The sequence below is a fragment of the Isoptericola sp. NPDC056605 genome (assembly GCF_042792795.1).
Lineage (GTDB): Bacteria > Actinomycetota > Actinomycetes > Actinomycetales > Cellulomonadaceae > Isoptericola.
This window is the reverse complement of the sequence record NZ_JBHTVT010000001.1, coordinates 441,623-463,695: the sequence shown is the minus strand read 5'-3', so window position 1 is coordinate 463,695 and position 22,073 is coordinate 441,623. Positions and strand designations below refer to the sequence as shown.

The 22,073-nt window shown below is 73.4% G+C and carries 20 protein-coding genes; 10 read left to right on the top strand and 10 right to left on the bottom strand.

Annotation, left to right across the window (positions count from 1 at the left end; translation table 11 throughout):
* Positions 1-147: 147 nt before the first annotated feature.
* The 4 genes from rpsF to rplI all read left to right on the top strand — a co-directional run bounded on the left by rpsF (position 148) and on the right by rplI (position 1,911).
* Positions 148-438: a 30S ribosomal protein S6 gene (rpsF, locus tag ACFQ8Y_RS02130; protein WP_430549392.1), complete on the top strand. Its 291-nt coding sequence runs from the start codon at positions 148-150 to the stop codon at positions 436-438.
* A 129-nt stretch (positions 439-567) separates the two neighbouring features.
* The gene (locus ACFQ8Y_RS02125) at positions 568-1,119 is read left to right on the top strand and encodes a single-stranded DNA-binding protein (protein WP_430549391.1); all 552 of its coding nucleotides are present in this window, start codon (positions 568-570) and stop codon (positions 1,117-1,119) included.
* 86 nt (positions 1,120-1,205) lie between these two features.
* Positions 1,206-1,442 (top strand): 30S ribosomal protein S18, encoded by a 237-nt coding sequence (rpsR, locus tag ACFQ8Y_RS02120; protein WP_100422261.1) that lies wholly within the window; start codon positions 1,206-1,208, stop codon positions 1,440-1,442.
* Between the two features lie 19 nt (positions 1,443-1,461).
* Positions 1,462-1,911: a 50S ribosomal protein L9 gene (gene rplI / locus ACFQ8Y_RS02115; RefSeq protein WP_429731013.1), complete on the top strand. Its 450-nt coding sequence runs from the start codon at positions 1,462-1,464 to the stop codon at positions 1,909-1,911.
* Positions 1,912-1,988: 77 nt separating this feature from the next.
* Here the strand turns inward: rplI and ACFQ8Y_RS02110 are convergent, their stop codons facing one another.
* Positions 1,989-6,101 (bottom strand): carboxypeptidase regulatory-like domain-containing protein, encoded by a 4,113-nt coding sequence (locus tag ACFQ8Y_RS02110; protein ID WP_430584454.1) that lies wholly within the window; start codon positions 6,099-6,101, stop codon positions 1,989-1,991.
* A gap of 281 nt (positions 6,102-6,382) precedes the next feature.
* Here ACFQ8Y_RS02110 and ACFQ8Y_RS02105 point away from each other — a divergent pair, with 281 nt between their 5' ends.
* Positions 6,383-6,961 (top strand): winged helix-turn-helix domain-containing protein, encoded by a 579-nt coding sequence (locus ACFQ8Y_RS02105; protein ID WP_430549389.1) that lies wholly within the window; start codon positions 6,383-6,385, stop codon positions 6,959-6,961.
* Positions 6,962-7,012: 51 nt separating this feature from the next.
* On the opposite strand, the gene ACFQ8Y_RS02100 is transcribed toward ACFQ8Y_RS02105, so the two are convergent.
* Positions 7,013-8,317 (bottom strand): MATE family efflux transporter, encoded by a 1,305-nt coding sequence (locus ACFQ8Y_RS02100; RefSeq protein ID WP_430562213.1) that lies wholly within the window; start codon positions 8,315-8,317, stop codon positions 7,013-7,015.
* Positions 8,318-8,749: 432 nt separating this feature from the next.
* Between ACFQ8Y_RS02100 and dnaB the strand changes: the two genes are divergently transcribed.
* Both dnaB and ACFQ8Y_RS02090 read left to right on the top strand, forming a co-directional pair.
* Positions 8,750-10,540 carry a replicative DNA helicase gene (gene dnaB / locus ACFQ8Y_RS02095; RefSeq protein ID WP_430584453.1) on the top strand — a complete coding sequence of 597 codons (1,791 nt, stop codon included), beginning with the start codon at positions 8,750-8,752 and terminating at the stop codon, positions 10,538-10,540.
* A 586-nt stretch (positions 10,541-11,126) separates the two neighbouring features.
* Entirely contained in the window at positions 11,127-11,849 is a 723-nt protein-coding gene (locus ACFQ8Y_RS02090; RefSeq protein WP_430584452.1) for an AAA family ATPase, read from the top strand.
* Positions 11,850-11,884: 35 nt separating this feature from the next.
* On the opposite strand, the gene ACFQ8Y_RS02085 is transcribed toward ACFQ8Y_RS02090, so the two are convergent.
* Positions 11,885-12,382, bottom strand: coding sequence for a MarR family winged helix-turn-helix transcriptional regulator (locus tag ACFQ8Y_RS02085; RefSeq protein WP_430584451.1), 498 nt, complete (start codon positions 12,380-12,382; stop codon positions 11,885-11,887).
* 152 nt (positions 12,383-12,534) lie between these two features.
* Here ACFQ8Y_RS02085 and ACFQ8Y_RS02080 point away from each other — a divergent pair, with 152 nt between their 5' ends.
* Both ACFQ8Y_RS02080 and ACFQ8Y_RS02075 read left to right on the top strand, forming a co-directional pair.
* Positions 12,535-13,293, top strand: a complete 759-nt coding sequence (locus tag ACFQ8Y_RS02080) for an SDR family NAD(P)-dependent oxidoreductase (RefSeq protein WP_430584450.1) — start codon at positions 12,535-12,537, stop codon at positions 13,291-13,293.
* A gap of 253 nt (positions 13,294-13,546) precedes the next feature.
* Complete coding sequence (locus tag ACFQ8Y_RS02075) at positions 13,547-14,260, top strand: DUF6518 family protein (protein WP_430584449.1); 714 nt, start codon at positions 13,547-13,549, stop codon at positions 14,258-14,260.
* A gap of 98 nt (positions 14,261-14,358) precedes the next feature.
* Here the strand turns inward: ACFQ8Y_RS02075 and ACFQ8Y_RS02070 are convergent, their stop codons facing one another.
* The 3 genes from ACFQ8Y_RS02070 to ACFQ8Y_RS02060 form a co-directional block, all read right to left on the bottom strand.
* Positions 14,359-14,601 carry a hypothetical protein gene (locus tag ACFQ8Y_RS02070; RefSeq protein WP_430584448.1) on the bottom strand — a complete coding sequence of 81 codons (243 nt, stop codon included), beginning with the start codon at positions 14,599-14,601 and terminating at the stop codon, positions 14,359-14,361.
* A gap of 135 nt (positions 14,602-14,736) precedes the next feature.
* Positions 14,737-15,840, bottom strand: coding sequence for a Gfo/Idh/MocA family protein (locus tag ACFQ8Y_RS02065; RefSeq protein ID WP_430584447.1), 1,104 nt, complete (start codon positions 15,838-15,840; stop codon positions 14,737-14,739).
* Positions 15,825-16,532, bottom strand: coding sequence for a ThuA domain-containing protein (locus ACFQ8Y_RS02060; RefSeq protein WP_430584446.1), 708 nt, complete (start codon positions 16,530-16,532; stop codon positions 15,825-15,827). The genes ACFQ8Y_RS02065 and ACFQ8Y_RS02060 overlap by 16 nt, the downstream gene beginning before the upstream one ends.
* Positions 16,533-16,683: 151 nt before the next feature.
* On the opposite strand from ACFQ8Y_RS02060, the gene ACFQ8Y_RS02055 reads away from it, so the two are divergent.
* The gene (locus ACFQ8Y_RS02055) at positions 16,684-17,721 is read left to right on the top strand and encodes a LacI family DNA-binding transcriptional regulator (RefSeq protein ID WP_430584445.1); all 1,038 of its coding nucleotides are present in this window, start codon (positions 16,684-16,686) and stop codon (positions 17,719-17,721) included.
* A gap of 1 nt (position 17,722) precedes the next feature.
* Here ACFQ8Y_RS02055 and ACFQ8Y_RS02050 read toward each other — a convergent pair whose 3' ends face one another.
* From ACFQ8Y_RS02050 to ACFQ8Y_RS02035, 4 genes are read right to left on the bottom strand one after another with little or no spacing between them, the layout of a single operon-like run.
* Complete coding sequence (locus ACFQ8Y_RS02050; protein ID WP_430584444.1) at positions 17,723-18,577, bottom strand: sugar phosphate isomerase/epimerase family protein; 855 nt, start codon at positions 18,575-18,577, stop codon at positions 17,723-17,725.
* Complete coding sequence (locus tag ACFQ8Y_RS02045; protein WP_430584443.1) at positions 18,574-19,491, bottom strand: hypothetical protein; 918 nt, start codon at positions 19,489-19,491, stop codon at positions 18,574-18,576. Before ACFQ8Y_RS02045 ends, ACFQ8Y_RS02050 begins: the two co-directional genes overlap by 4 nt.
* Positions 19,492-19,511: 20 nt before the next feature.
* On the bottom strand, positions 19,512-20,804 hold the full coding sequence (locus tag ACFQ8Y_RS02040) for an ROK family protein (RefSeq protein WP_430562117.1): 1,293 nt from the start codon (positions 20,802-20,804) through the stop codon (positions 19,512-19,514).
* The gene (locus tag ACFQ8Y_RS02035; RefSeq protein WP_430584442.1) at positions 20,801-22,069 is read right to left on the bottom strand and encodes an enolase C-terminal domain-like protein; all 1,269 of its coding nucleotides are present in this window, start codon (positions 22,067-22,069) and stop codon (positions 20,801-20,803) included. The genes ACFQ8Y_RS02040 and ACFQ8Y_RS02035 overlap by 4 nt, the downstream gene beginning before the upstream one ends.
* Positions 22,070-22,073 lie beyond the last annotated feature (4 nt).

Sequence of the window (22,073 nt, the reverse complement as noted above, 5' to 3'; positions counted from 1 at the left end):
GGACACCCGCCCCGGCGGGTATCCTGGTCGACTGGCTGTGCCCACCGCCCCGGACCGTTCCGGGACGGCGCGCGGCCGACGCACGCAAGAACCCTCCTGTCACGGAACGACCGTGACCGCTGAGACCAGAGGAGGTGGGTTGAACACATGCGTCAGTACGAGCTGATGGTGATCCTGGACCCGGAGGTCGAGGAGCGCACGGTGGCCCCGTCGCTGGACAAGTACCTGTCGGTCATCTCGACCGAGGGTGGTTCCGTCGACAAGGTCGACATCTGGGGCCGTCGCCGCATGGCGTACGAGATCTCCAAGCGTTCCGAGGGCATCTACGCCGTCGTCGACTTCACCTCGACGCCGGCCACCGCGAAGGAGCTGGACCGCCAGCTCGGCCTGAACGAGGCCGTGCTGCGGACCAAGATCCTGCGCACCGACGCCCGCTGAGACCTGAACCGAAACTCTGCCCCCGTCGCGGGCGGCGTCCCGGCCCAGCCTGTGGACGTCGACATCGTGGATGTCACAGCCCCGTGATGGGATCCCCTCACGACTCTCGGACGAACGAAGGAGCATGGCATGGCTGGTGAGACCGTCATCACGGTCGTCGGAAACCTGGTCGCGGACCCGGAGCTGCGCTTCACCCCGTCAGGGGCTGCCGTCGCCAACTTCCGCATCGCGTCCACGCCGCGCACGTTCGACCGCCAGACCAACGAGTGGAAGGACGGCGAAGCGCTGTTCCTGTCCTGCTCGGTCTGGCGCGAGGCCGCGGAGAACGTCGCCGAGTCGCTGACGAAGGGCATGCGCGTCGTCGTGCAGGGCCGTCTGACTCAGCGCTCGTACGAGACCCGCGAGGGGGAGAAGCGCACCGTCATGGAGCTGCAGGTCGACGAGGTCGGCCCGTCGCTGAGGTACGCCTCGGCGAAGGTCACCCGCGCCCAGCGTTCCGGTGGCGGTGGCGGCTTCGGCGGCGGCGGCGGCAACCAGGGGGGCGGCTACGGCGGCCCCCAGGGTGGCGGCCAGCCCGGCGGAGGCTTCGGTTCTTCCGGCGGCGGTCAGAGCAACGACCCGTGGGCCACGGCCGGTCCCGCCTCCTCCGGTGGCGGGTTCTCGGACGAGCCCCCGTTCTGATCGGCGCCAGTCCCCAGATCACCCGTCCTCCGACGCCGGCCCCGGCCGGCGCCTCGTGAGGACAGCACCTGTGAAGGAGCAACACCATGGCGAAGCCTGTGGTGCGCAAGCCCAAGAAGAAGGCCAACCCGCTCAAGACGGCCAAGATCGAGTCCGTCGACTACAAGGACACCGCGCTGCTGCGCAAGTTCATCTCCGACCGCGGCAAGATCCGCGCGCGTCGCGTGACCGGCGTCTCCGTCCAGGAGCAGCGCCAGATCGCCCGTGCGGTGAAGAACGCCCGTGAGATGGCGCTGCTGCCGTACTCGTCCTCGGCCCGCTGACCGGAAGGATCACTGAATCATGTCGAAGCTGATCCTGACCCACGAGGTCACCGGTCTCGGTGAGCCTGGCGACGTCGTCGAGGTGAAGGACGGGTACGCCCGGAACTTCCTCATCCCGCGCCGTCTGGCCACCCCCTGGACCAAGGGCGCCGAGTCCCAGGTCTCCGCGATCCGCAAGGCCCGCAAGGCCCGCGAGATCGCCACGCTGGACGAGGCCAAGGCGGTGGCCGACTCGCTCGCCGCCAAGACGGTCGTCGTCACGGCGCACGCCGGTGAGTCCGGCCGCCTGTTCGGTGCCGTCACCACCGGTGACATCGCCGACGCGGTCGTGGCCGCCGAGGGCCCGCAGGTCGACAAGCGCAAGATCGAGATCGGCCAGCCGATCAAGACGACCGGTGAGTACACCGTGTCGGTGCGCCTGCACCCCGAGGTCTCCGCGAAGATCGCCGTCAAGGTCGTCGCCGGCTGAACGCCTGACGCCTGACGCACGAAGGTCCCGGCCCCCGCGAGGGGACCGGGACCTTCGTCGTTCCTCCTGTCAGGCGATCAGGGCAGCGGCTTCAGGGCGACGTCGTAGACCGTGGTCTGCCCGGCCACGATCGGGGCGGTGCGGACGGCCGGGATGAACCCGTTCGCCGCGACGACGAGCTGGAGCGGCCCGTTGGCCTTGGGCATCCAGTACCCGTAGGTGCCGTCGGCCCCCGTGACGAGGGTCTTGTCGTACGCCTTCCCGTCGAGGTGCACGACGGCGCCGTCGAGCGGGCCGCCGCCGCCGGTCACCGTGCCGGTGACCTTGCCCCAGCCGGTCGGCGCCTTCACCGTCATCAGCGCCGCGACGGTGGGTGCCTCGTACGGGGTGTTCCCGGCCGCCGTGATCGTGGCCGAGTACGCCCCGGGCTGCTCGACCGCGGCGGTGAGGGTCACCGCGGCCTGCACGGACGCCCCCGGTGCGAGGGTGAGCTCGGGCGGCTGGACGTCCAGCCACTCGAGGCCGCCCCCGCCTCCCGACGTCTCGCCCGACACGTTCATGACGATGTGCATGCCGGGGTAGCCGATGTCGGCGGTGTCGGTCGGCTCCGGGATGGAGCAGGACTCCGACCGCAGGTACGACGGCGCCGTCTGGCCGGCGTCGTTGGACCCGATGAAGAACCAGCCGCCGGCCGGGACGTCGATCTCGACGACCAGCGTGCCGTCCTTCGGCACCTCGCCCTCGACCGGCACCGAGACGACCGTGCCGCCGGCGCTGGTGCCGGCCGTCGCCTCGGCGCTGCCGATCTTCGTCATGTTGGCGTAGGTCAGCGCCCCGTCCAGCGTGTACAGGTTCACGGTCAGCGGCTGCGCGACCCGGGCGGCCTCGACGGCGAACGACACGCTCTTCACGTCGAACGAGCCGTCGATGCCGAAGTCGCTCAGCGTGAACGTGCGCAGGTAGCCGTTGTCCTGGGTGGTCACCTGGTTGGTGCACGCCACCGAGTTGTTGGCCACGACGTCCTGCGACGCCGAGTGGGTCAGGGTCGTCTCGTCGAGGGGGACGGCCGACAGGTCGGGGGAGACGGTGCCCGCCTTCGCCCCGGACGTCGCGAGGCCGCCCTTCTTCCCGTCCGACGTGCCCAGCCCGGACCCGGCCGGTGTCGTCGACCTCGGCACGGTGGCGTCACCGGCGACGTGGCTGATCACCGCGCCGTCGCCGCCCTTCGCACCGAGCAGCTCGAAGCCGCCCTGGCCGGCGCCGAGGGAGACGTCCACCGGCTCCGTGCCGGTGTTCGTCACCCGGAACGCGCGGCTCGCGGTGGCGCCCATCCCGATCGAGGCGGAGACGCTCTCCTTGTTGACCTCGAGCCGGCCGGCGCCGAGCGCGACGTTCCGCGTCACGACCTGGCCGTCCTCCGTGAGGGCCGCGTTGCGGGTCGCGCCCGCGTACGCGTCCTTCGCGTAGGTGATGCCGTACCGCTCCAGCGGGAGCCGGGCCGCGTAGGCGCCGTCGGCGCCGGTGGTCACGACCGTCTCGTCGCCGTCGTCCTTCGACGTGATCGTGACGGTGGCGTCCTCGAGCGGCTCGTTCGTGTTCCCGTCGGTCACCGTGCCGGCCACGGAGCCCATGCCCGCGACGTCGTACGTGACGGACAGGCCGTCGGCGACGACCGGCGCGTTGTACGAGAACTGCGAGGCGACCGCGCCCGCCGCGTCCTCGATGCCGATCGTGGCGGAGTCGCCGCGCGCCGTGGTGGTGTCGGTGACGGAGCCGTAGCCGAGGGTGACCCGGCCGTCGGCGAGGAGGGTGGCGGAGAAGTTGACCCGGTCGGTCTCGGGCCGGTACTTGCGCACGTTGCGCCACTCGACGACGAACGCGTCGACGCCGTCCACCGTCGTCGTGGCGGTGTGGACGGACGACTCCGCATCGACGTTGAGGTCGTCCCAGAAGGGGTAGACCGCGGCGTTGGGCGCGGCCGCGCTCGGGAGCGCGCCGTTCGTCAGGCTCGTCGACGAGGTGAGGAAGTTCAGGAACCCGTTGGTCGACACGTACGCGGTGTCGTACGTCTCGCCGTAGAACGGGAAGCCGAACGGCAGGTCGACGGAAGCCGCCTTGTCGTCGCCGGTGAGCGCCAGCAGCGTGTCGCCCGTCGCGACCCCGGCGGTGCCGGTGGAGCAGTAGTACCCGTAGGAGTCGATCAGCCGCTTGAGGGTGGCGTCGACGGACTCGTCGCCGTCCACCACGACCTCCGTGCTGAACGGCGCCGCGCACGTGCCCGCCGAGACGCCCAGGGTGTAGGTGCCGTCCGGCACGCCCGAGATGGCGTACGTGCCGTCGGCCCCGGTCGTGACCGGGTCCAGCGGGCCGGAGAGGGTGACGACGGCGCCCGGGGTGGGCGACCCGTCCTTCTCGGTGACCGTGCCGGAGACGGTGCGGGTGGGTGCCCGCTCCAGCGTGATCGGCAGCGTGACGGTCTCGTCCACGGCGACGGCGACGTCGGCCGGCGCCGAGGCGAGGAACCCGAAGGCCCGCGCGCTCACGGCGTAGTCGCCCACGGCCAGCTCGGCGGTGAACGCGCCGTCGTCGCCGGTCGTGACGGTGCGGTCGCGGTCCCCGTCGAACGTCACCTCGGCGCCCGCGACGGGGGCGCCGTCGGCGGCGGTCACGGTGCCGGTGACGAGGCCGGTGTCGCCCACGGGCGCGGCGTCGAGCAGGGCCGTGACGTCGAGCTTGCCCTCGCCCCACACGTTGTTGTCCGCGGCGGTTCCGCCGCACGTCGTGTCGTCGACGTCGACCGCGGCGCCGTCGAGCAGGGCCTGCGTCTCCTCGATCTGGCCGACGAGGCTCGGTGCCGCGCTCCACAGCAGCGCGACCGCGCCCGCGAGGTGCGGGGCCGCCATCGACGTGCCGTTGTAGGAGGCGTAGCCGTCGCCCGGCACGGACGAGCGCACGTTGACGCCGGGGGCCGAGATGTTCGGCTTGGTCCCGCCGTTCTCCCCGGTGCCGCGCGACGAGAACGCCGCGATGGCGCCCGACGAGTCGAACGCGCCGACGGAGTACGTGGCCTCGTTGGCGCCCGGCGACGACGTGGACCGGCATCCCGGACCCTCGTTGCCCGCCGACCAGGTGCCGAAGATGCCGGCGGCCTCCCACGCGGCGATCTCCTCGGCCATGAAGTCGTCGATGGCGCCCGACGCGTCCAGGCCCCAGGAGTTGTTCACGACCTGGGGACGCTTGCTCGGGTCGGGGTCGCTGCCGTCCACCTTGGTGGGCGCGAGCACCCACTGCCCGGACTCGAGCAGGTCCGCGTCGGAGCAGGTGGAGCAGCCGTTGGCCGCGACCCAGTCCGCGCCGGGGGCGACGCCGATCTGGTTGCCGGCGCCGTCGTCGCCCACCATGGTGCCCATCGTGTGGCTGCCGTGGCCGTCGGTGTCGCAGGGGGAGTCACCGGCGCAGGCGTTCGACGAGTCGAACCAGTTGTAGTCGTTCACCACGCTGCCGTCGGCCTGCAGCCCGCGGTAGTGCGGTGCGAGCGCGGGGTGGTCGCCCTGCACGCCCGAGTCGATGTTGGCCACGGTGACGCCCTCGCCCGTGTACCCGAGGGCCCACGCGTCGTCGGCGTTGATGGCCTGCAGCCCCCACTCGACGGCCTGCGTGCCGCGGACGGGGGACTTGGTGCGCTCGACCGGCTCGACCAGGTCGAACTTCTGCGGCGCGGAGATCGCCTCGACCTCGGGGGACGCCGCGAGCGAGGTCGCGAGGGCGGCGTCGCCGTCGCGGACCAGGATGCGGTTGGAGATCCAGAAGGACTCGTGGTCGACGCCGGCGGCGTCGAGCTCCTTCACGAGGTCGGCCTGCGCGTCGCCCGCGACGGCGGTCAGGGTGTCGTAGACGTACTTCCCGCGGTCGTCCCAGTCGGCGATGTCCTTCGCCGCGCGCAGGTCGGCCGTGTCGGCGAGCTCGAGCCAGAAGTCGGCGGGGCCGGCGGCGAGGTCCTTCTCGACGGCGGTCCCGATCTTGTCCGCGGGGTCGGGGACGTCGACGGACGGGGCGAGCGGCGGGTCGTCGTCGGCGGCGAACGCCGGCGCGACCCCGACCGCGGACGTGGCGAGGAGGGCGACGGCCGCGCTCGTCGCGACCCACCCCCTCCTGCGGCCGGTCGACGTCCCCGTCGACTTGGTTCGCATCGATCTCGTGCGGATCGGTGAGTGCACGCTTCCTCCAGGTGAGGGAGCCCCCGGGTGCGGGGGCGTCGTGACGGGCGCCCGGTCGGGGCCCGCCCCCCAGCCCATCCGGCGATCCTCCGGCGGACAAGGACGGCCGGCGGCCAGTTTCCGGTCAACCCGGGGGCAGGTCCGGGTCGGTTCCGGGCGCCGTCGGCGGGCGGTTCGGTCTGAACTCTGATAGGCACCTGGGTAAACGATGTCCGCGACCCTGCCAGGAGCGCGCGTCGGACGGAGGACGGCAGATGCCCCCCAAGAACGTGGTCGAGCCGGTCGGCGGTTACGTGCTCTGCATCGGGCTGCCGCTGCAACGGGTGGGCGAGGTCGCCCGCCTGCTCCGCGGACGGGCGGCGGTGATCGCCACGGCGGACACCGACGGCGCGCGGACGCTCCTCGGCCAGCCCCCGCCCGCGGTGGTGCCCGACGACGAGGCCCCGCACACGCTCGAGGTGCACGCGCGCGCACCCGCCGCACCGTCGGGCGAGATCCCGGTCGTCGCCGTCGCGGCGGCCGACGTCCGGGCGCGGCGGATCGTGCTCGGCGCGCTCGAGGTCGACCTCGCGGCCCGGGAGGTCACCGCGCGGGGCGTGCCGGTGCACCTGTCGATCCGGGAGTTCGACCTGCTGGTCGCGCTCGCGTCCGCGCCGGACCGCGTGTGGTCGTTCGCCGAGCTGACCAGCACCGTGTGGCGCACCGGCTACCTGGGTGACCCGGACCCGGTGGTCTCCGCCGTGAAGCGGCTGCGCAAGCGGCTGCGCGTGCTGCCGGAGCTCCGGGTGTCGTCCGTGCGCGGCATCGGCTACCGGCTCGTGGTGCCCTCGTGACGGCGCCGCGCCGCCGATGTCACACCGCGTTCACCGGACGGTCCGTCGGCGTCACGCGCCCGTGACCATCCAGCGGTCGCCGCGGGCGCGCAGGCCGGTCGTGAGGGCGCGGGCGAGCATGAACACGCCCGCGAACGCGCCCCACAGCCACGCCAGCCCGATCGCGCCGTCGGGCGCCCAGGCGCGGACCGCGAGGGCGAAGGGCACGTAGACGACGAGGGTCAGCATCCCCGCCCACGCGAGGAAGCGGCCGTCCCCGGCGCCGATGAGGACGCCGTCGAGCACGAAGACCCAGCCCGCCATCGGCATGAGCACGCCGGTGACGACCAGGCCCGCGGTGATCGCGACGCGCACGTCGTGGTCGGACGTGAACAGCGGAGCGATCCACCACCCGGAGACGGCGAACACGACGCCGATGGCGACGCCGGCGCCGACGCCCCACTGGAGCGAGCGGCGCAGCACGGCGCGCACCCGCCCGACGTCGCCCGCTCCGAGGCCGTGGCCCACCAGCGCCTGCCCGGCGATGGCGAGCGCGTCGAGGGCGAACGCCGCGAGCCCCCACAGGCTGTTGACGACCTGGTAGCCGGCCAGCGCCGTCGCGCCCAGGCTGGTCGCGACCGCGACGGTGAGCAGGATGGCGAGTCGCAGCGACGCCGTCCGGACGAACAGCGGCGCGCCGGCCCGGGCGTTGGCCCAGATGCCCGCGTGGTGCGGCCGCAGCGACGCGTGGTGGCGGCGGGCGCCGCGCACCACGACGACCGTGAGGACCGCTCCCATGCCGAGCTGGGTGGCGGCGGTGCCGATGGCCGAGCCCGCGATCCCGAGCCCAGCGCCGTACACCAGGACGACGGACAGGATGGCGTTCACGACGGCGCCCGTCGACGCCACCCACAGGGGGGTGCGCGTGTCCTGCAGGCCGCGCAGCACGCCCGTGGAGGCCAGGACCACGAGCATCCCCGGCAGGCCGAGCAGCGACCAGCGCAGGTAGGTGGCCGCATAGCCCGCGATGTCCGCGCCGGCGCCCATCGCCCCGACCGCCCAGTGCGCCCCGACGGCGAGCACCGCGGCCAGCACGACGCCCAGCCCGAGGGCGAGCCACATGCCGTCGATGCCGGACTGGAGGGCGTCGCGGGTGCGGCCCGCGCCGACCAGGCGGGCGACGGCGGCCGTGGTGGCGTAGGCGAGGAACACGCACAGCCCGACCAGCGTGACGAGCAGCGTGGACGCGACGGACAGGCCGGCGAGCTGCGCGGTGCCGAGGTGCCCGACGACGGCGCTGTCGACGAGCACGAACAGCGGCTCGGCGACGAGGGCGCCCAGCGCGGGCAGCGCGAGGGCGAGGATGTCGCGGTCGATGCGGCGGCGGTCGCCCCTGTGGACAACCTTGTGGGCGGACGCGGCGGCCGGGTGACCCTCCGACGGCGTCGGTGAAGGAGGGGTGGCGCCGGGGTGTCCGCCGTCTGGATCCGGGGTGCGGTGCACCTCACCCAACTTTTTTCTCCTCCACAGCCTGAGCGTAATGTCGTCGCAGGTCAGGGGCCTGCGAAAAGTTGTACACAGCCGATATCCCCAGTTGTGCACATGCCTGTCCACCGCCCGTGCACAGCCTGAGGCGCATATCCACAGGCTCGTCCACACCTGAGTCCACACCGTCGATTGCGCACGGTCGCGGGCGCGCCTAGCGTCGTCCGCGGTGTCAGAGGGCCACGGTAGAACGTGGACCTGACAGCGGGAGTCGATGTCCGGTGACGGACCGGACGCCGGCGACGGCGGGGGAGCGGGGTGAGCATGTCGATCGAGGAGCTCGAGGCGGGATATCAGGGGGCGTCCGGCGCCACCTTCGACCGCACACCTCCTCAGGACGTCGCCGCCGAGATGAGCGTGCTGGGCGGCATGCTGCTCTCCAAGGACGCCATCGCCGACGTCGTCGAGCAGATCCGCGGCAACGACTTCTACCGCCCCGCGCACGAGGCGGTCTACGACGCCATCATCGACCTGTACGGCCGCGGCGAGCCCGCCGACGCCATCACGGTCGTCGCCGAGCTCACCAAGCGTGGCGAGCTCGCTCGCGTCGGCGGCGCCCCGTACATCCACGACCTCATGGCCGGCGTCCCCACCGCCGCCAACGCCGGCTACTACGCGCGCATCGTGCAGGAGCGCGCCGTGCTGCGCCGCCTCGTCGAGGCCGGCACCAAGATCGTGCAGCTCGGCTATGCCACCGACGGCGGCGACGTCGAGGGCATCGTCAACACCGCGCAGGCCGAGATCTACGCCGTCACCGAGCGCAAGACCTCCGAGGACTACCTGCCGCTCGCCGAGATCATCGGCGGCACCATGGACGAGATCGAGGCCGCCGGGAACCGCGGCGAGGGCATGGTCGGCGTCCCCACCGGCTTCGCCGACCTCGACCGGCTGACCAACGGTCTGCACCCCGGGCAGATGATCGTCATCGCCGCCCGGCCGGCCATGGGCAAGGCCCTGGCGCTCGACACCCCGCTGCCCACGCCGCACGGCTGGACGACCATGGGCGACGTTGCCGTGGGCGACGAGCTCATCGCGGCGGACGGGACGCCCACGCGCGTCGTCCGAGCGACCGAGGTCATGACCGATCGACCCTGCTACGAGGTCGTCTTCGACGACGGCGCCACCATCGTCGCCGACGCCCAGCACGAGTGGTCGACGAGCTTGTCCGGGAGCCCCGCCGACGCCACGATCCGGACCACGGAGAGCATCGTGACCTCGATGCGTTCCGGGGCTGCGCACACCGTCTCCCGACCCGGCGCCGCGTGGAAGATCGTCGATGTCGTCGCCGTCCGGTCGGTGCCCGTGCGGTGCGTCGAGATCGAGCACCCGTCGCACCTGTACCTCGCGAGCCGGGCGATGATCCCGACGCACAACTCGACCCTGGCCATCGACATCGCGCGGGCGGCGTCGATCAAGCACGGGCAGTCGTCCGTGGTCTTCTCGCTGGAGATGAGCCGCAACGAGATCACGATGCGTCTGCTGTCCGCGGAGGCGCGGGTCCACCTGCAGAAGCTGCGCAACGGCTCCATGGGCGAGGACGACTGGCAGAAGGTCGCCAAGGTGATGGGCCGGGTCTCCGAGGCGCCGATGTTCATCGACGACTCGCCGAACATGTCGCTCACCGAGATCCGCGCCAAGTGCCGGCGGCTCAAGCAGAAGCACGACCTGAAGCTCGTCGTGATCGACTACCTGCAGCTCATGACCTCCGGAAAGAAGGTCGAGTCCCGACAGCAGGAGGTCTCCGAGTTCTCCCGTGCGCTCAAGCTCCTGGCGAAGGAGATCGGCGTCCCGGTCATCGCGCTGTCGCAGCTGAACCGTGGTCCCGAGCAGAGGCAGGACAAGAAGCCTGCTATGTCTGATTTGCGTGAGTCAGGCTCGATCGAGCAGGACGCCGACATGGTGATCCTGCTCCACCGCGAGGACGCGTACGAGAAGGAGTCGCCGCGTGCCGGCGAGGCGGACCTGATCGTCGCCAAGCACCGTAACGGCCCGACGGACACCATCACCGTGGCGTTCCAGGGCCACTACTCGCGGTTCGTCGACATGCAGTCCTGACCGTATCCGCCGTCGTCATGTAGTGCCGCGTGGCCTTCCACAACAGGTCGCGCGCAGGGGGTGAGAGGCCGTCCTCCGCGACCATGGGCTCCGAGCCGTCCCGTGGTCGGAGTGTTGGAAGGAAGCCCAGGATCCGGTCTGGGGATAGGCCCGGAACAGCCTCCGCCACCCGCCTCGCATCGCTCCAGAGGGCGTGACCTGGCCGGGTGGACGTGGCAGAACGGCAGGCTAGTCCGATTCTCCGGGGATCGAGCCCGGGGGCGGGCCGGGGCTCTTGGGCTCGTCGAGGGCGTCGGTCGAGGAGTCCGGCGTCCCTCGACGAGCCGGCGGGCCGGGGCTCTTGGGCTCGTCGAGGGGCTCGTCCGAGCGACGTGTGACTGGGTCGGTGGGATTGCCGGGACTCGTCGGTGCGGCGGGTTCGGAGTCCTCTGAGCTGCTCACGATGTCTCCTTCGGTGGTGGAGTGCGAGCGTCGCACTGACGTCGATCTTCGCGCGGGGGCGCCGTGGTCGCACGAGGTGGTGAAGTCGCGATCGACGTGGCCACCGTGCCTGCTGGTCGGGCGTCTCTCGGGGCATGATGCCCCCGTGGACTTCTCGCAGCCGCCGGTGGTGCGGGTCGCGCCGGACCCCGAGCACCCGCTTCCCGCGGGCGCGTGGCCGCGCACCGTCCCCGCCGTCGAGCAGGTGCTGCGCGACGGGCTGGAGCTCGCGCCGGGCGTGACGTTCCTGGTGGGGGAGAACGGCAGCGGCAAGTCGACGCTCGTCGAGGCCGTGGCGGTCGCCTACGGGCTGTCTCCGGAGGGCGGCACGGCGTACGGCCGGCACTCGACCCGTGAGTCCGAGTCGCCGCTGCACCGGGCCGTCCGGCTGCAGCGCGGCGTCGGGTCGGGGCGGTGGGGCTTCTTCCTGCGCGCGGAGACGATGCACGGCTGGTACACGTTCCTCGAGGAGCATCCGGGGCCGAGGGACCCGGTGTTCCACGAGATGAGCCACGGCGAGTCCTTCCTCGCGGTCCTCGAGTCGCGGTTCGACGGGCCGGGCCTGTACTGCCTCGACGAGCCGGAGGCGGCGCTGAGCTTCTCCTCCACGCTGAGCCTCATGAGCGTGCTCGAGGACCTGGCCGGGCGCGGTGGCCAGATCCTCTGCGCGACGCACTCGCCCGTGCTGGCGGCGCTGCCCGGCGCGACGATCCTGGAGGTCGGGCCGTGGGGCCTGCGCCCGACGACGTGGGACGATCTCGAGCTGGTCCAGCACTGGCGCGCGTTCCTCGACGCGCCGGGCCGCTACCTGCGCCACCTGCTCGGCTGAGCGTCGCCGGCGCGCCGGGCCGGAGCAAATGCGCGTCAGCGCGGCTGCCAGCCGCCGTCCTCCCGGACGGCGCGTCCGATCCGCCTGCTGATCTCCCGCAGCTGCCGGGTCTGCGGGGTCGTCAGTCGGTCCAGCACGAGCTGGTGGACGAGGCGCACGTGGCCGGGGGTCGCGTCCCGGACCTTCGCCCGTCCGGGCTCGGTGAGGACGGCCAGGGTGTAACGCCCGTCCGAGGGGTCGGGCGTGCGCCGCACCCATCCCTGCGTCTCCAGCCGCGAGGCTGCCCGCGAGAGCCGCGAGAGCGTGCTGTTCGCGTAGCCCGCCAGGACGCTCATCCGGAGGGTGTCGTCGGGTGCCTGGGCCAGGGCGTACAGCACGCCGTACTCGAAGTGGGACAGCTGTGCGTCGCGCTGGAGCTGGGCGTCCAGCGCGGGGGGCAGCCACTCCAGCACGGTCGCCAGGGCGGCCCAGGTCTCCAGCTCCTCGCCCGTGAGCTCCTCGGGGGCGGCGGCGCGCGTCTCAGGGTCCTGCATGACCGCCAGCGTACGGGTATCGGCCCGGCCAGCAGTGACTTGCTCAGGAAAGTCATCACTGCCTAGTCTGCACTTGCCTGGGCAAGTGAACCAGGCGGACGACGACGGGAGGGCGGCAGGTGGACCTGGGGCTGGCAGGCAAGAGGGCGTTCGTGAGCGGGTCGACGCAGGGCATCGGCTTCGCCGTGGCCGAGGCGCTGCTCACCGAACGGGCGTCGGTGGTCGTCAACGGGCGGACCGAGGACGGCGTCGCGGCGGCGGTGCGAAGGCTGGAGGAGACGGTGCCCGGCGCGGCGGTCTCCGGGATCGCGGCGGACTTCGCGGAGCCCGACCAGGTCCTGCGGCTGGGCGAGACGCTGGGCGAGGTGGACGTCCTGGTGAACAACGTGGGCGTCTTCGATGTCCAGGCGTTCCAGGAGGTCCCCGACGACGCGTGGCAGCGGTACTTCGACATCAACGTCATGAGCGGCGTCCGCCTGTCCCGGCACGTGCTGCCCGGCATGCTGAGCCGTGGCTGGGGCCGCGTCGTCTTCGTGAGCAGCGAGTCCGGCGTGGACGTCCCCGCCGACATGACCCACTACGGGACGACGAAGGCCGGGGCGCTGGCCCTGGCCAACGGCCTGGCCAAGCTCACCCGAGGGACGGGCGTCACGGTCAACTCGGTCCTCGGCGGTCCGACGTACTCCGACGGCGTCGCCCGGGCCGTCGAGGACCTCTCTCGGGCCCAGGGCGTCCCCGCGGACCAGGTGCGGAGCGCGATCGAGGCGGCGAACCGGACGTCGCTCCTGCAGCGGTTCATCGAGCCGGCCGAGATCGCGCACCTCGTCGCCTACCTGGCGGGCACGGTCTCCTCGGCCACCAACGGCGCCGCCCTGCGCGCAGACGGAGGCGTCCTCACGACGACGCTCTGACGGACCGCTCGGTCCGCCGGGGCTGCGGTCGGCTCCCGCACGACCAGCCGGGTGGCGAGCTGGACGGGGTGAGAGTCCGGCCGTTCCCCGTGCGCCTGCTGCAGCACGGTGCGCAGGCGACGTGCACCGTCGCGGGGACGTCGGCGGCACTCCGGCCTTCGGACCGTCGTCGTGCCGGAGGGGGACGACCGGCGCACGGGCGTCCGACCACGGGCGGACGCCCGTGCCTCGCCACCACCCCTAGGTTCAGGACGTGCCCGACACGACACCGTCCCGCGACCGTGCGGTCGCCCCGTCGTCACCCCGCCCCGCCGGACCTGCGCCGACGCCGTCGACGCCTGCGCCGTGGGGACGGCCGTGGACGCGCGGCGCCGTCGTGCTCGTGGCGAGCCTGCTCCTCGGCGGCCTGACGTCGTTCGCGCAGGGCGCCCTGCCGGCTGCGGTCGTCCCGGTCGCGAACTCGGCGAGCGGCTGGACCCTGGTCTCCGCGGCCCTGGTCTTCTGGTGGGCGGCGGCGACGGGGGCCCGCACGTGGCAGGCCGCGGTCCTGGGGGCCGCGAGCTTCGTCCTCCTCGTCCTGGGCTACACGTTCGCGGCGGACCTGCGCGGCCTCGTGTACCGGCCGTTGCTGTTCAGCGTGGTGGGGGTGGTCGTCGGCCCGTTCGTCGGGGTCGCCGCCGCATGGCTCCGCCGCCCGGGGACCCGCGCCGCGCTCGGCACGGCGCTGCTCGCGGGCGTCGGCGTCGGCGACGGGGTCTACGGCCTCACCACCGTCGCGGACACGACGGGCGCGACGTACTGGGTGGCGATCGGCGTCGTCGCGGTCGTCCTGCTCGCGAGCATGCTCGCGAGCATGCTCGCGCGCAGCCTCCGCGGCGCGCTCGCCGTCGCGACGGCCGTCGCCGGCACCGCCGTGACCGCGGCGCTGTTCGTCGTCGCCTTCCGCGCGCTCGGTGGGGCCGCCTGAGGCGCGACGGCTCCCGAAGCGGACTCTGCACCCATGACACCGTGGCGGAGGCGGCGAGTCCCGACCGGGCGAACTCCGCAGGGGCACCGTCGCCCCTCCTACTCCTGCCAGGAGTTGCCCGTCTGGACCACGGCGAACGTCTCCGGGGAGTCGTTGCGGAGCGGGACCTGGCCGGCACGCATCCCGTCGAGGCGGGTGCGGGTGATCCGGGCGGTCCCGGCGACCTCGCTCCGCACAGTGACGCCGTCGCCCGCGGGTCCCTCGATGGTGTTGCCGCGGAAGGTCAGGTCGTGGTGGTACCGGTCGACGAGGACGCCGGGCCCGAGCGAGCCGATCTGCACCCCGGCCCGGGAGCCGTTCCACCCGCCCCCGCCGGTGTTGAGAAGTCGCCCAGAGGGTGTCCCACGAGGTGGACGCCGCCCGGGGCGGGCCTGAGGACCCGGTCCCGGGCGGCGTCCGTGCTGGTCGGGCGTCCGTCAGATGCGCGGGGCGTCGGACAGAGGCACGGCCGCGGGTCGCTCGCAGGCGCTCGCGACGGAGACGGACGTCCCCTTCTCGACGGCGGTGAGCAGCGACGTCATGACGTCGAGCACGTGGTACGCCAGGTCGCCGTTCGCCCGGGCGGTGGCGCCGGGCGGGGTGGCGGCCAGGTCGGCGAGACCGTAGCCGCGGCCGGCGTCGCGATACCCGGCGCTCACGGGGAGGTCCTCCCACGTGCCGCCGAGCCGGTGCAGCTCGACGGTGCCGTCGAAGCCGTTGGGGTCCGGCACGACGAGCGAGCCCTGGTCCCCGTGCACCTCGATGCACGACGCGCGCGTCGCGACGGCGTCGAAGCTCATGACGAGCGTCGACAGGGCGCCGGACTCGTGCCGCAGCACGCCCGTGACGTGGGTGTCGACGTCGACCGGCACCTGATCGCCCTCGCGGGGCCCGGAGCCGATGGTGCGGGTGGCCCGCGCGCGGCCGGCGCTGCCGACCACGGACTCCACCGGGCCGAGCAGCGTGACCAGCGCGGTCACGTAGTACGGGCCCATGTCCAGCAGCGGGCCGCCACCGGGCTGGTAGTAGAAGTCCGGGTTCGGGTGCCAGCGCTCGTGGCCGGGGGTCACCATCGTCGCCGTCGCGGCGACGGGCGTGCCGACCAGGCCGTCGTCGATCGCCTTCCGCGCCGTCTGTACCCCCGTGCCCAGCACGGTGTCCGGCGCGCAGCCCACGCGCACGCCGGCGGCGCGCGCGGCCTCGACGATGGCGCGCGCGTCGTCGGTCGTGGCGGCGAGCGGCTTCTCGCCGTACACGTCCTTGCCCGCCGCGATCGCCTTGAGGGCGACCTCGGCGTGCGCGGCGGGGATCGTCAGGTTGAGCACGGCGTCGACCTCGGGGTCGGTGACGAGCTCGTCGACGGTGAGGGCGCGGACGCCCTGCTCGGCGGCGACGGCGGCCGCGCGATCGGCGTCGAGGTCCGCGACGGCGACGAGCCGCACCGCCCCGCTCCCCAGCGTCCCGAGCCGCTCGAACGTGCTCAGGTACTGGCCGGAGATCGCCCCGACGCCCACGATGCCGATCCTCAGCGGCTGGCCCACAGGATGCCCCTCTCGATGATGGTGCGGACGTTCGGGTCGTTCACGACGTCCAGGTTGTGCCCGGGCGTCGAGACGAAGACGCGGCCGTCGCCCCACTGCCGGGTCCACACGGCCGGGCAGGTCACGGGCCGGTGCCACGGGTGGTAGTCGGGCGCGGCGATCGTGGTGGTCGCCAGGACGTCGTTGTACTCGTCGCTGAGCACCCAGTACTGCTCGGTGGTGAGCTCGAAGTCGGAGATCCCGGCGACGATCGGGTGGTCGGCCTTCTCCGGCACGACGTCGACCGTGTACCGCACGAAGCAGTCCGTGCCGTCGCCCGGCAGCTCCTCGCGCGGTGCCTTGGCCGGGTGGGTGGCGAACTGCCCGCCGATCAGGTGCAGGTAGTCCGAGCTGTTGCGGTACGAGTCGGCGATCCCGCCGTGCCAGCCCGCGAGGCCGGTGCCCGCCCGGACCGCGGCGGTGAGGCCGCGCAGCTCGTCGTCGGCGATCGTGCTCATCGTGACGGTCTGCACCACGACGTCCACACCGGCCATGTAGTCGGCGTCGGCATAGACGGTGGTCTCGTCCTCGACGTGCACCTCGTAGCCCTGCCCGGTGAGGAACGGGACGAACGAGTCGGTGGTCTCCACCGGCTGGTGCCCGTCCCACCCGCCCCTCACGACCAGCGCTCGTCGCTGTGTGCGGTCTGTCATCTGCAACTCCCGTTGTTGCGCAACTGCATGGTGGCTCTCGACTGTGCCCGACGAGTCTTCCATGGGAGAAGTTCGCCCTTCAAGGGGTGAGAGACGATCCATCTGGGCCAGATAGTTGCGCAACTTCTGTGGGCGTCGCTAGAGTCCGGACGTGCCCGCCGACCGCCCCACCACGCTCGCCGACGTCGCCGCCGCCGCCGGGACCACCGTCCCCACGGTCTCCAAGGTGCTGCGCGGCCGCTCCGACGTCTCCGCCGCGACGCGCGCCCGCGTGATGGCCGCGGTCGACGACCTCGGCTACCGGGGCCGGTCGGGCCGGGGCGTCGCTCCGCGGGGGGAGCGGCCGCCGCTGGTGGACCTCGTGCTCAGCGGCGTCGACGGGACCTGGGCCAACCGTGCCCTGAGCGGCGTGGAGCAGGCGGCCACCGCGGCCGGCCTCGACATCGTCGTCTCGGTGGCCCGACCTCCGGACGACGCATGGCTCACGCGGCTGCTCGCGCGGCACTCGCGCGGTGCCGTCGTCGCGCTCGTCGACACGACGCGCGAGCAGCTGGCCACGCTCACTGCGGCGCGCGTCCCCGTCGTCCTGCTCGACCCGGTGACCCAGCCGCCGCGGACCGTCGCGAGCGTCGGCGCCACCAACTGGGCCGGCGGCCGGGCGGCCGCCGAGCACCTGCTGGGCCTGGGCCACCGGCGGCTCGCGGTCCTCGCGGGCCGGCGCCGGCACCTGTACAGCCAGGCCCGGGTGGACGGCTTCCGCTCCGCGGCCGCCGAGGCGGGCGCCGAGCTGCCCGACGACCGCGTCGTGCACGGCGACTGGACGCGGGCCGGCAGCGCTGCGCTCGCGGGCAGGTTGCTCGCCGGCCGCGGCCGCCCGACCGCCGTCTTCGCCTGCTCGGACACGATGGCGCTCGGGGTGTACGACGCCGCGTCCGCCGCCGGGCTCCGGGTGCCGGAGGACCTCGCCGTCGTCGGCTTCGACGACCTGCCCGAGGGGGAGTGGGTCCACCCCGGCCTGACGACCGTGCGCCAGCCCATCGCGCAGATGGGCGCCGCTGCGCTCCGGATGCTGCTGCGCCTCGGCGACGAGCCCTCGGCGCAGCCGCCGACGGACGCGCCGCGCGAGGAGCTCGCCACCACGCTCGTCGTGCGCGGCTCGACGTCGACCCCGGACCGGTCGGCCGGGTAGGTCAGAACAGGCCGCCGTACCCCATCGCGACGAGGTTGTCGTGGGAGGTGCGCAGGCACTCCAGCGCGGTGCGGCCGTAGAACTCGTCCTGCTCCACGAGCAGGTACTCGGCCCCGACGTCCAGGCTGGTCTCGACGATCGACGGGAAGTCGAGGTTCCCCTCGCCCACCTCGGCGAACTGCACGATCTGCCGCAGCTCCTCCTGCCACGGGCCCTGGTCGCCGGCGTCGATCGCCTCGTACACGGCGGGGGAGAGGTGCCCGATCCGGTAGTCCTTGAGGTGCACCATCGCGACCCGGCCCGCGTACCGGCGCAGCGTGCGCACGGGGTCCAGGCCGCCGCGCTGCACCCAGTGCACGTCGATCTCGAAGCCGACGAGCGGCGAGCGCTCCGCGACGACGTCGAGCAGGTGCCGCCCGTCGTACCTCGCGAAGTCGACGTGGTGGTTGTGGTAGTAGAGCCGGATGCCGTGCTCGGCCAGCGCGGCCGCGACGTCGTTGCACCGGTCGGCGAACTCCTCGACCCGCGCCGTCGTCGCCATCGCCGCGGCGGGGAGCATGCCGATGCGGATCATCCGGGCGCCGAGCATCTGCGCGTCGGCCACGAACGCGTCGAGATCCGTGCTCAGAGACGGCGCGCCCGGCGGGGCCGTGAGCCCGCCCGAGATCGACGCGATCTCCACGCCGAGGTCGTCGCGGACCTTGGCGAGCTCGGCGACGTTCTGCGGGCTCATCTCGACCGCGGAGATCTCCGCGGCCCGGTACCCGAGGTCGCGCACCTCGCGGAAGGTCTCGAGGATGCCGCGCTTCGCGAACTCGTCGCGCAGCATCATCGTCTGGACGCCGATCCTGGTCACCGGGGCTCCTTCGCCATGGGGTGGGGGGTGGGGTGGGGGGTGGGGTGGGGGGTGGGGTGGGTGCCGCGCACCGTGGCCGCGATCTCGAACCGGGCGGCGAGCTCTGCGCCGCCCGCGAGCACGAGCGGCCCGAGCGCGTCGTCGTCGGGGTCGTAGGGGCGGCACGCGGGCTCGAGCGCGACGGCGTCGACCGCGCCCCACCAGGGGAAGCCGGCGGTTGCGCGGTGCTCCTGCCACACGTGCACGTGGGGGAACAGGTCGGGGTCGAAGCGGAGCACGACGGCGACCCCGGCGGCGTCGTTGCGCAGCTCGACGTCGCCGCGCCCCTTGGCCCGCAGGGACTGGAAGCCGCCCGAGGGTTCACCGTCGCGCGGGAACGCGGCCTCGACCGGGTCGCCGCCGAGGGTCACGGTCGAGCCGGGGCCCGCGAGGGCGCCGCCGAACGCCGGGTGCTCCGTCCAGGTGAAGGCGACGGGCCGCGGCGCGTGGTTGGCGACGCGCTGCTCCACCTCGAGGCCGGCCGCGGTGGCGCGCACCGTGCGCCGCACGGTCAGCGGGACGGTGCGCAGCACGACCTCGAGCGTGCAGGAGCCGGCGTCGTGCGCCAGCACCCGCCACCGCCGCCACGCGGCCTCGCCGTGGAACGGGTGCTGCACCCCGTCGACGGTGCGGGCGTCGCCCGCGTGCGGCACGAGCGTGTGCCAGCCGCCCGCGTACCGGCGGTGCCACTCCTCGTTCGAGCTCGCCGACGGGAACGCGCCCGACCAGTCCTCGTCCTCCCAGGGCAGCCGCAGCAGCAGCTCCGTGCCGGTGGGCGTGTGCACGAGGGACGCGACGCGCGCCCCGGTCGGCTCGACCTCGACGGCGTGCTCGCCGCCGGGGGAGCGCAGCCGCAGGCGTCCCGCTGTCGTCATGGCAGTCGTGGCGGCCGCCGTCACGAGATCGAGTACTGCCGCGTGCGCCGCACGGAAGGCGCGAACGAGGCGTGGAAGATCGTCGAGGCGGCGCCCACGGCGCCCGCCTCGTCCTGGACGAGGGACCGCTCGACGACGACGTGCCGCGCGTGGTGCGCCGTCGGGAGGCTGTTCACGGCGCGGTCGATGGTGTCCACGAGGAACGGCTGCAGCTCGGGCGCGAACGCCGGGCCGCCCACCACCAGCAGCGGCAGGTCGAGCAGGTCGATGAGCGCCACGGCGCCGAGGGCGATGACGTCCGCGATCTGCTGCGCGGCCGCGACGGCGGCGGGGTCGCCCGCGCCGACCTCCGCGCACATCTCCCGGAAGCTGCGCGCCGTGCCCGCGTACCCGAGCTCGCGGGCGATCTCGGGCAGCGCGACGGTCGGGTTGCACTCCCGGACGAGCTGCGGGCCGCCGTCCTCGTCGACGAGCCCGAGCCGGATCGCGCACAGCTGGCCGAACTCGCCGGCGTTCGCGCTGCCGCCCCGATAGGTCTCGCCGTTGAGGACGAGACCCGAGCCCATGCCGGTGCCCACGTAGAGGTAGACGAAGTCGCCGGCGCGCTCCGTCCGGCCGATCCACCGCTCGCCCACGGCGGCCGCCGCGCCGTCCTTCTCGAGGACGACGGGGCAGTCGAGCCGCTCCGCGAGCATGCTGCGCAGCGGCACGTTGCGCCAGGCGTGCGACAGGGGCAGGTCGAGCAGCTGGCCGTCGATCGTGATCGGCCCGGGCGCGGCGACGCCGACACCGAGGAACGTCGCGGCGTCGATCCCGGACGCGACCACGACGTCGTCGACGGCGTCCGCGACGATCTCCACGAGCGCCTCGGGCGCGACCTCGGCGTCCAACGGGACCGTGCGACGCTCGAGCACCGCCCCGTCCAGGTCGGTCAGCACGACCGACACCAGCTCCGGGTCGACGAGCACGCCCGCCGCGTGCGCTGCCTCGGCCCGCAGCCGCACGGGGGTGCGCGGTTTGCCGAGCCGCTCGGTCCGCTCGGCGGCGCCCTCGGCGAGCAGGCCGCGCTCCAGCAGCCCGCGCAGGATCCGGGACACGGACTGCTGCGTGAGGCCGGTCTGCTGCGCGATCTCCGTCCGCGAGATGGTGCCCGCGATCCGGATGGTCTCGATGATCGTCGCCTCGTTGAAGGACCCGAGGTCGTACTGGTTGGCGCCCGGCTGGCTCCGGTCGCCCGCCGGCCGCGGGCGGCGCGAGGCGTAGGGCCGGACGTCGCCCTGGCGCTGCCTCGAACGGTCGGTCAGCTCGGTCACGGCGCCTCCAGCGCTCCGTCGGGTCGGCGGACGCCCGCGGCCCAGGCGTCGTGTCCGGAGAGCTCGGCGGGAAAACGGGCCGCCGCCTCCTCGTCGACGTCGATCCCCCAGCCCGGCGCGTCGTTCGGGACCAGCCAGCCGTCCTGGATACGCAGGGTCCCCGGGAAGACCTCGTGGGTCGCCTCATTGTAGAGGTGGCCCTCCTGGATGCCGAAGGCCGCGGAGGTCACGTCGAGGGCCACGTTGGCGGCCGCGCCGATCGGCGACGTGTCGCCCGGGCCGTGCCACGCCGTCTTCACCCCGCAGAGCTCGGCGAGGTCCGCGAGCTTGCGCGCCGGCGTCAGGCCGCCGATGTCGGAGACGTGCGAGCGGATGAAGTCCACCCCGCCGTCGCGCACGAGCCTGACGGCGTCCGGCAGGGACGTCGTGAGCTCGCCGACCGCGATCGGCACCGGGCTGGCGGCCCGCACCTCGGGCAGCCGGTCCCAGTGCTCGGGCGGCAGCACGTCCTCGAGGAAGTACGGGCGGTACGGCTCGACGGCGCGCGCCAGCCAGACGGCGTCCTTCGGGGTGAGGCGCGAGTGCACGTCGTGCAGCAGCTCGACGCGGTCGTCGAGGGCCTCGCGCACCGCCTCGAACAGGCCGGGCACGCGCCGCAGGTAGTCCCGCGCGCTCCAGCCGTTCGGGTACGGGGCGTCCGGGTACTCGGTCGGCACCGCGGGCGCGCCGTACCCGCCACCGCCCGGCGTCGAGAGCTGGATGCGCACGTGCCGCCACCCGGCCTCCACGAAGCCCTGCGCCTGCTCGACGACCTCCGCCGCCGTGCGCCCCGCCGCGTGGATGTAGGTGTCGGCCGCCGCGCGGACCTTCCCGCCCAGCAGCTCGTGCACCGGCATGCCTGCCCGCTTGCCGGCGATGTCCCACAGGGCCTGGTCGACGCCGGAGATCGCGTTGTTCGTCACCGGGCCGCCGCGCCAGTAGCCGGAGAACGCGGCGAGCCGGGTGAGGTCGCCGATGTCGCCGGGGTAGCGGCCCACGAGCAGCCGCGCCAGGTGCTCGTCGACGAACGTGCGCACCGCCTTCCAGCGCTGCGTGAACGTGGCGCAACCCAGGCCGTACAGGCCGGGCACGTTCGTGTCGATCCGCACCACGACCAGCGCCGTGCCCTCGGGGGCGGTCGTGATGGCGCGGACGGACGTGATCCGGATGTCCTCCCGGGGCGGCCAGGGGTTGGCGAAGGTGTCGAGCGGCAGGTCGTGCGGCATGGCG

What these genes read in the sequence shown, in the direction of transcription:
- rpsF (WP_430549392.1), top strand. Translation starts at nt 148, where the DNA reads ATGCGTCAGTACGAGCTGATGGTGATCCTGGACCCGGAGGTCGAGGAG.
- ACFQ8Y_RS02125 (WP_430549391.1), top strand. Translation starts at nt 568, where the DNA reads ATGGCTGGTGAGACCGTCATCACGGTCGTCGGAAACCTGGTCGCGGAC.
- rpsR (WP_100422261.1), top strand. Translation starts at nt 1,206, where the DNA reads ATGGCGAAGCCTGTGGTGCGCAAGCCCAAGAAGAAGGCCAACCCGCTC.
- rplI (WP_429731013.1), top strand. Translation starts at nt 1,462, where the DNA reads ATGTCGAAGCTGATCCTGACCCACGAGGTCACCGGTCTCGGTGAGCCT.
- ACFQ8Y_RS02110 (WP_430584454.1), bottom strand. Translation starts at nt 6,101, where the DNA reads ATGCGAACCAAGTCGACGGGGACGTCGACCGGCCGCAGGAGGGGGTGG.
- ACFQ8Y_RS02105 (WP_430549389.1), top strand. Translation starts at nt 6,383, where the DNA reads ATGCCCCCCAAGAACGTGGTCGAGCCGGTCGGCGGTTACGTGCTCTGC.
- dnaB (WP_430584453.1), top strand. Translation starts at nt 8,750, where the DNA reads ATGTCGATCGAGGAGCTCGAGGCGGGATATCAGGGGGCGTCCGGCGCC.
- ACFQ8Y_RS02085 (WP_430584451.1), bottom strand. Translation starts at nt 12,382, where the DNA reads ATGCAGGACCCTGAGACGCGCGCCGCCGCCCCCGAGGAGCTCACGGGC.
- ACFQ8Y_RS02060 (WP_430584446.1), bottom strand. Translation starts at nt 16,532, where the DNA reads ATGACAGACCGCACACAGCGACGAGCGCTGGTCGTGAGGGGCGGGTGG.
- ACFQ8Y_RS02045 (WP_430584443.1), bottom strand. Translation starts at nt 19,491, where the DNA reads ATGACGACAGCGGGACGCCTGCGGCTGCGCTCCCCCGGCGGCGAGCAC.
- ACFQ8Y_RS02035 (WP_430584442.1), bottom strand. Translation starts at nt 22,069, where the DNA reads ATGCCGCACGACCTGCCGCTCGACACCTTCGCCAACCCCTGGCCGCCC.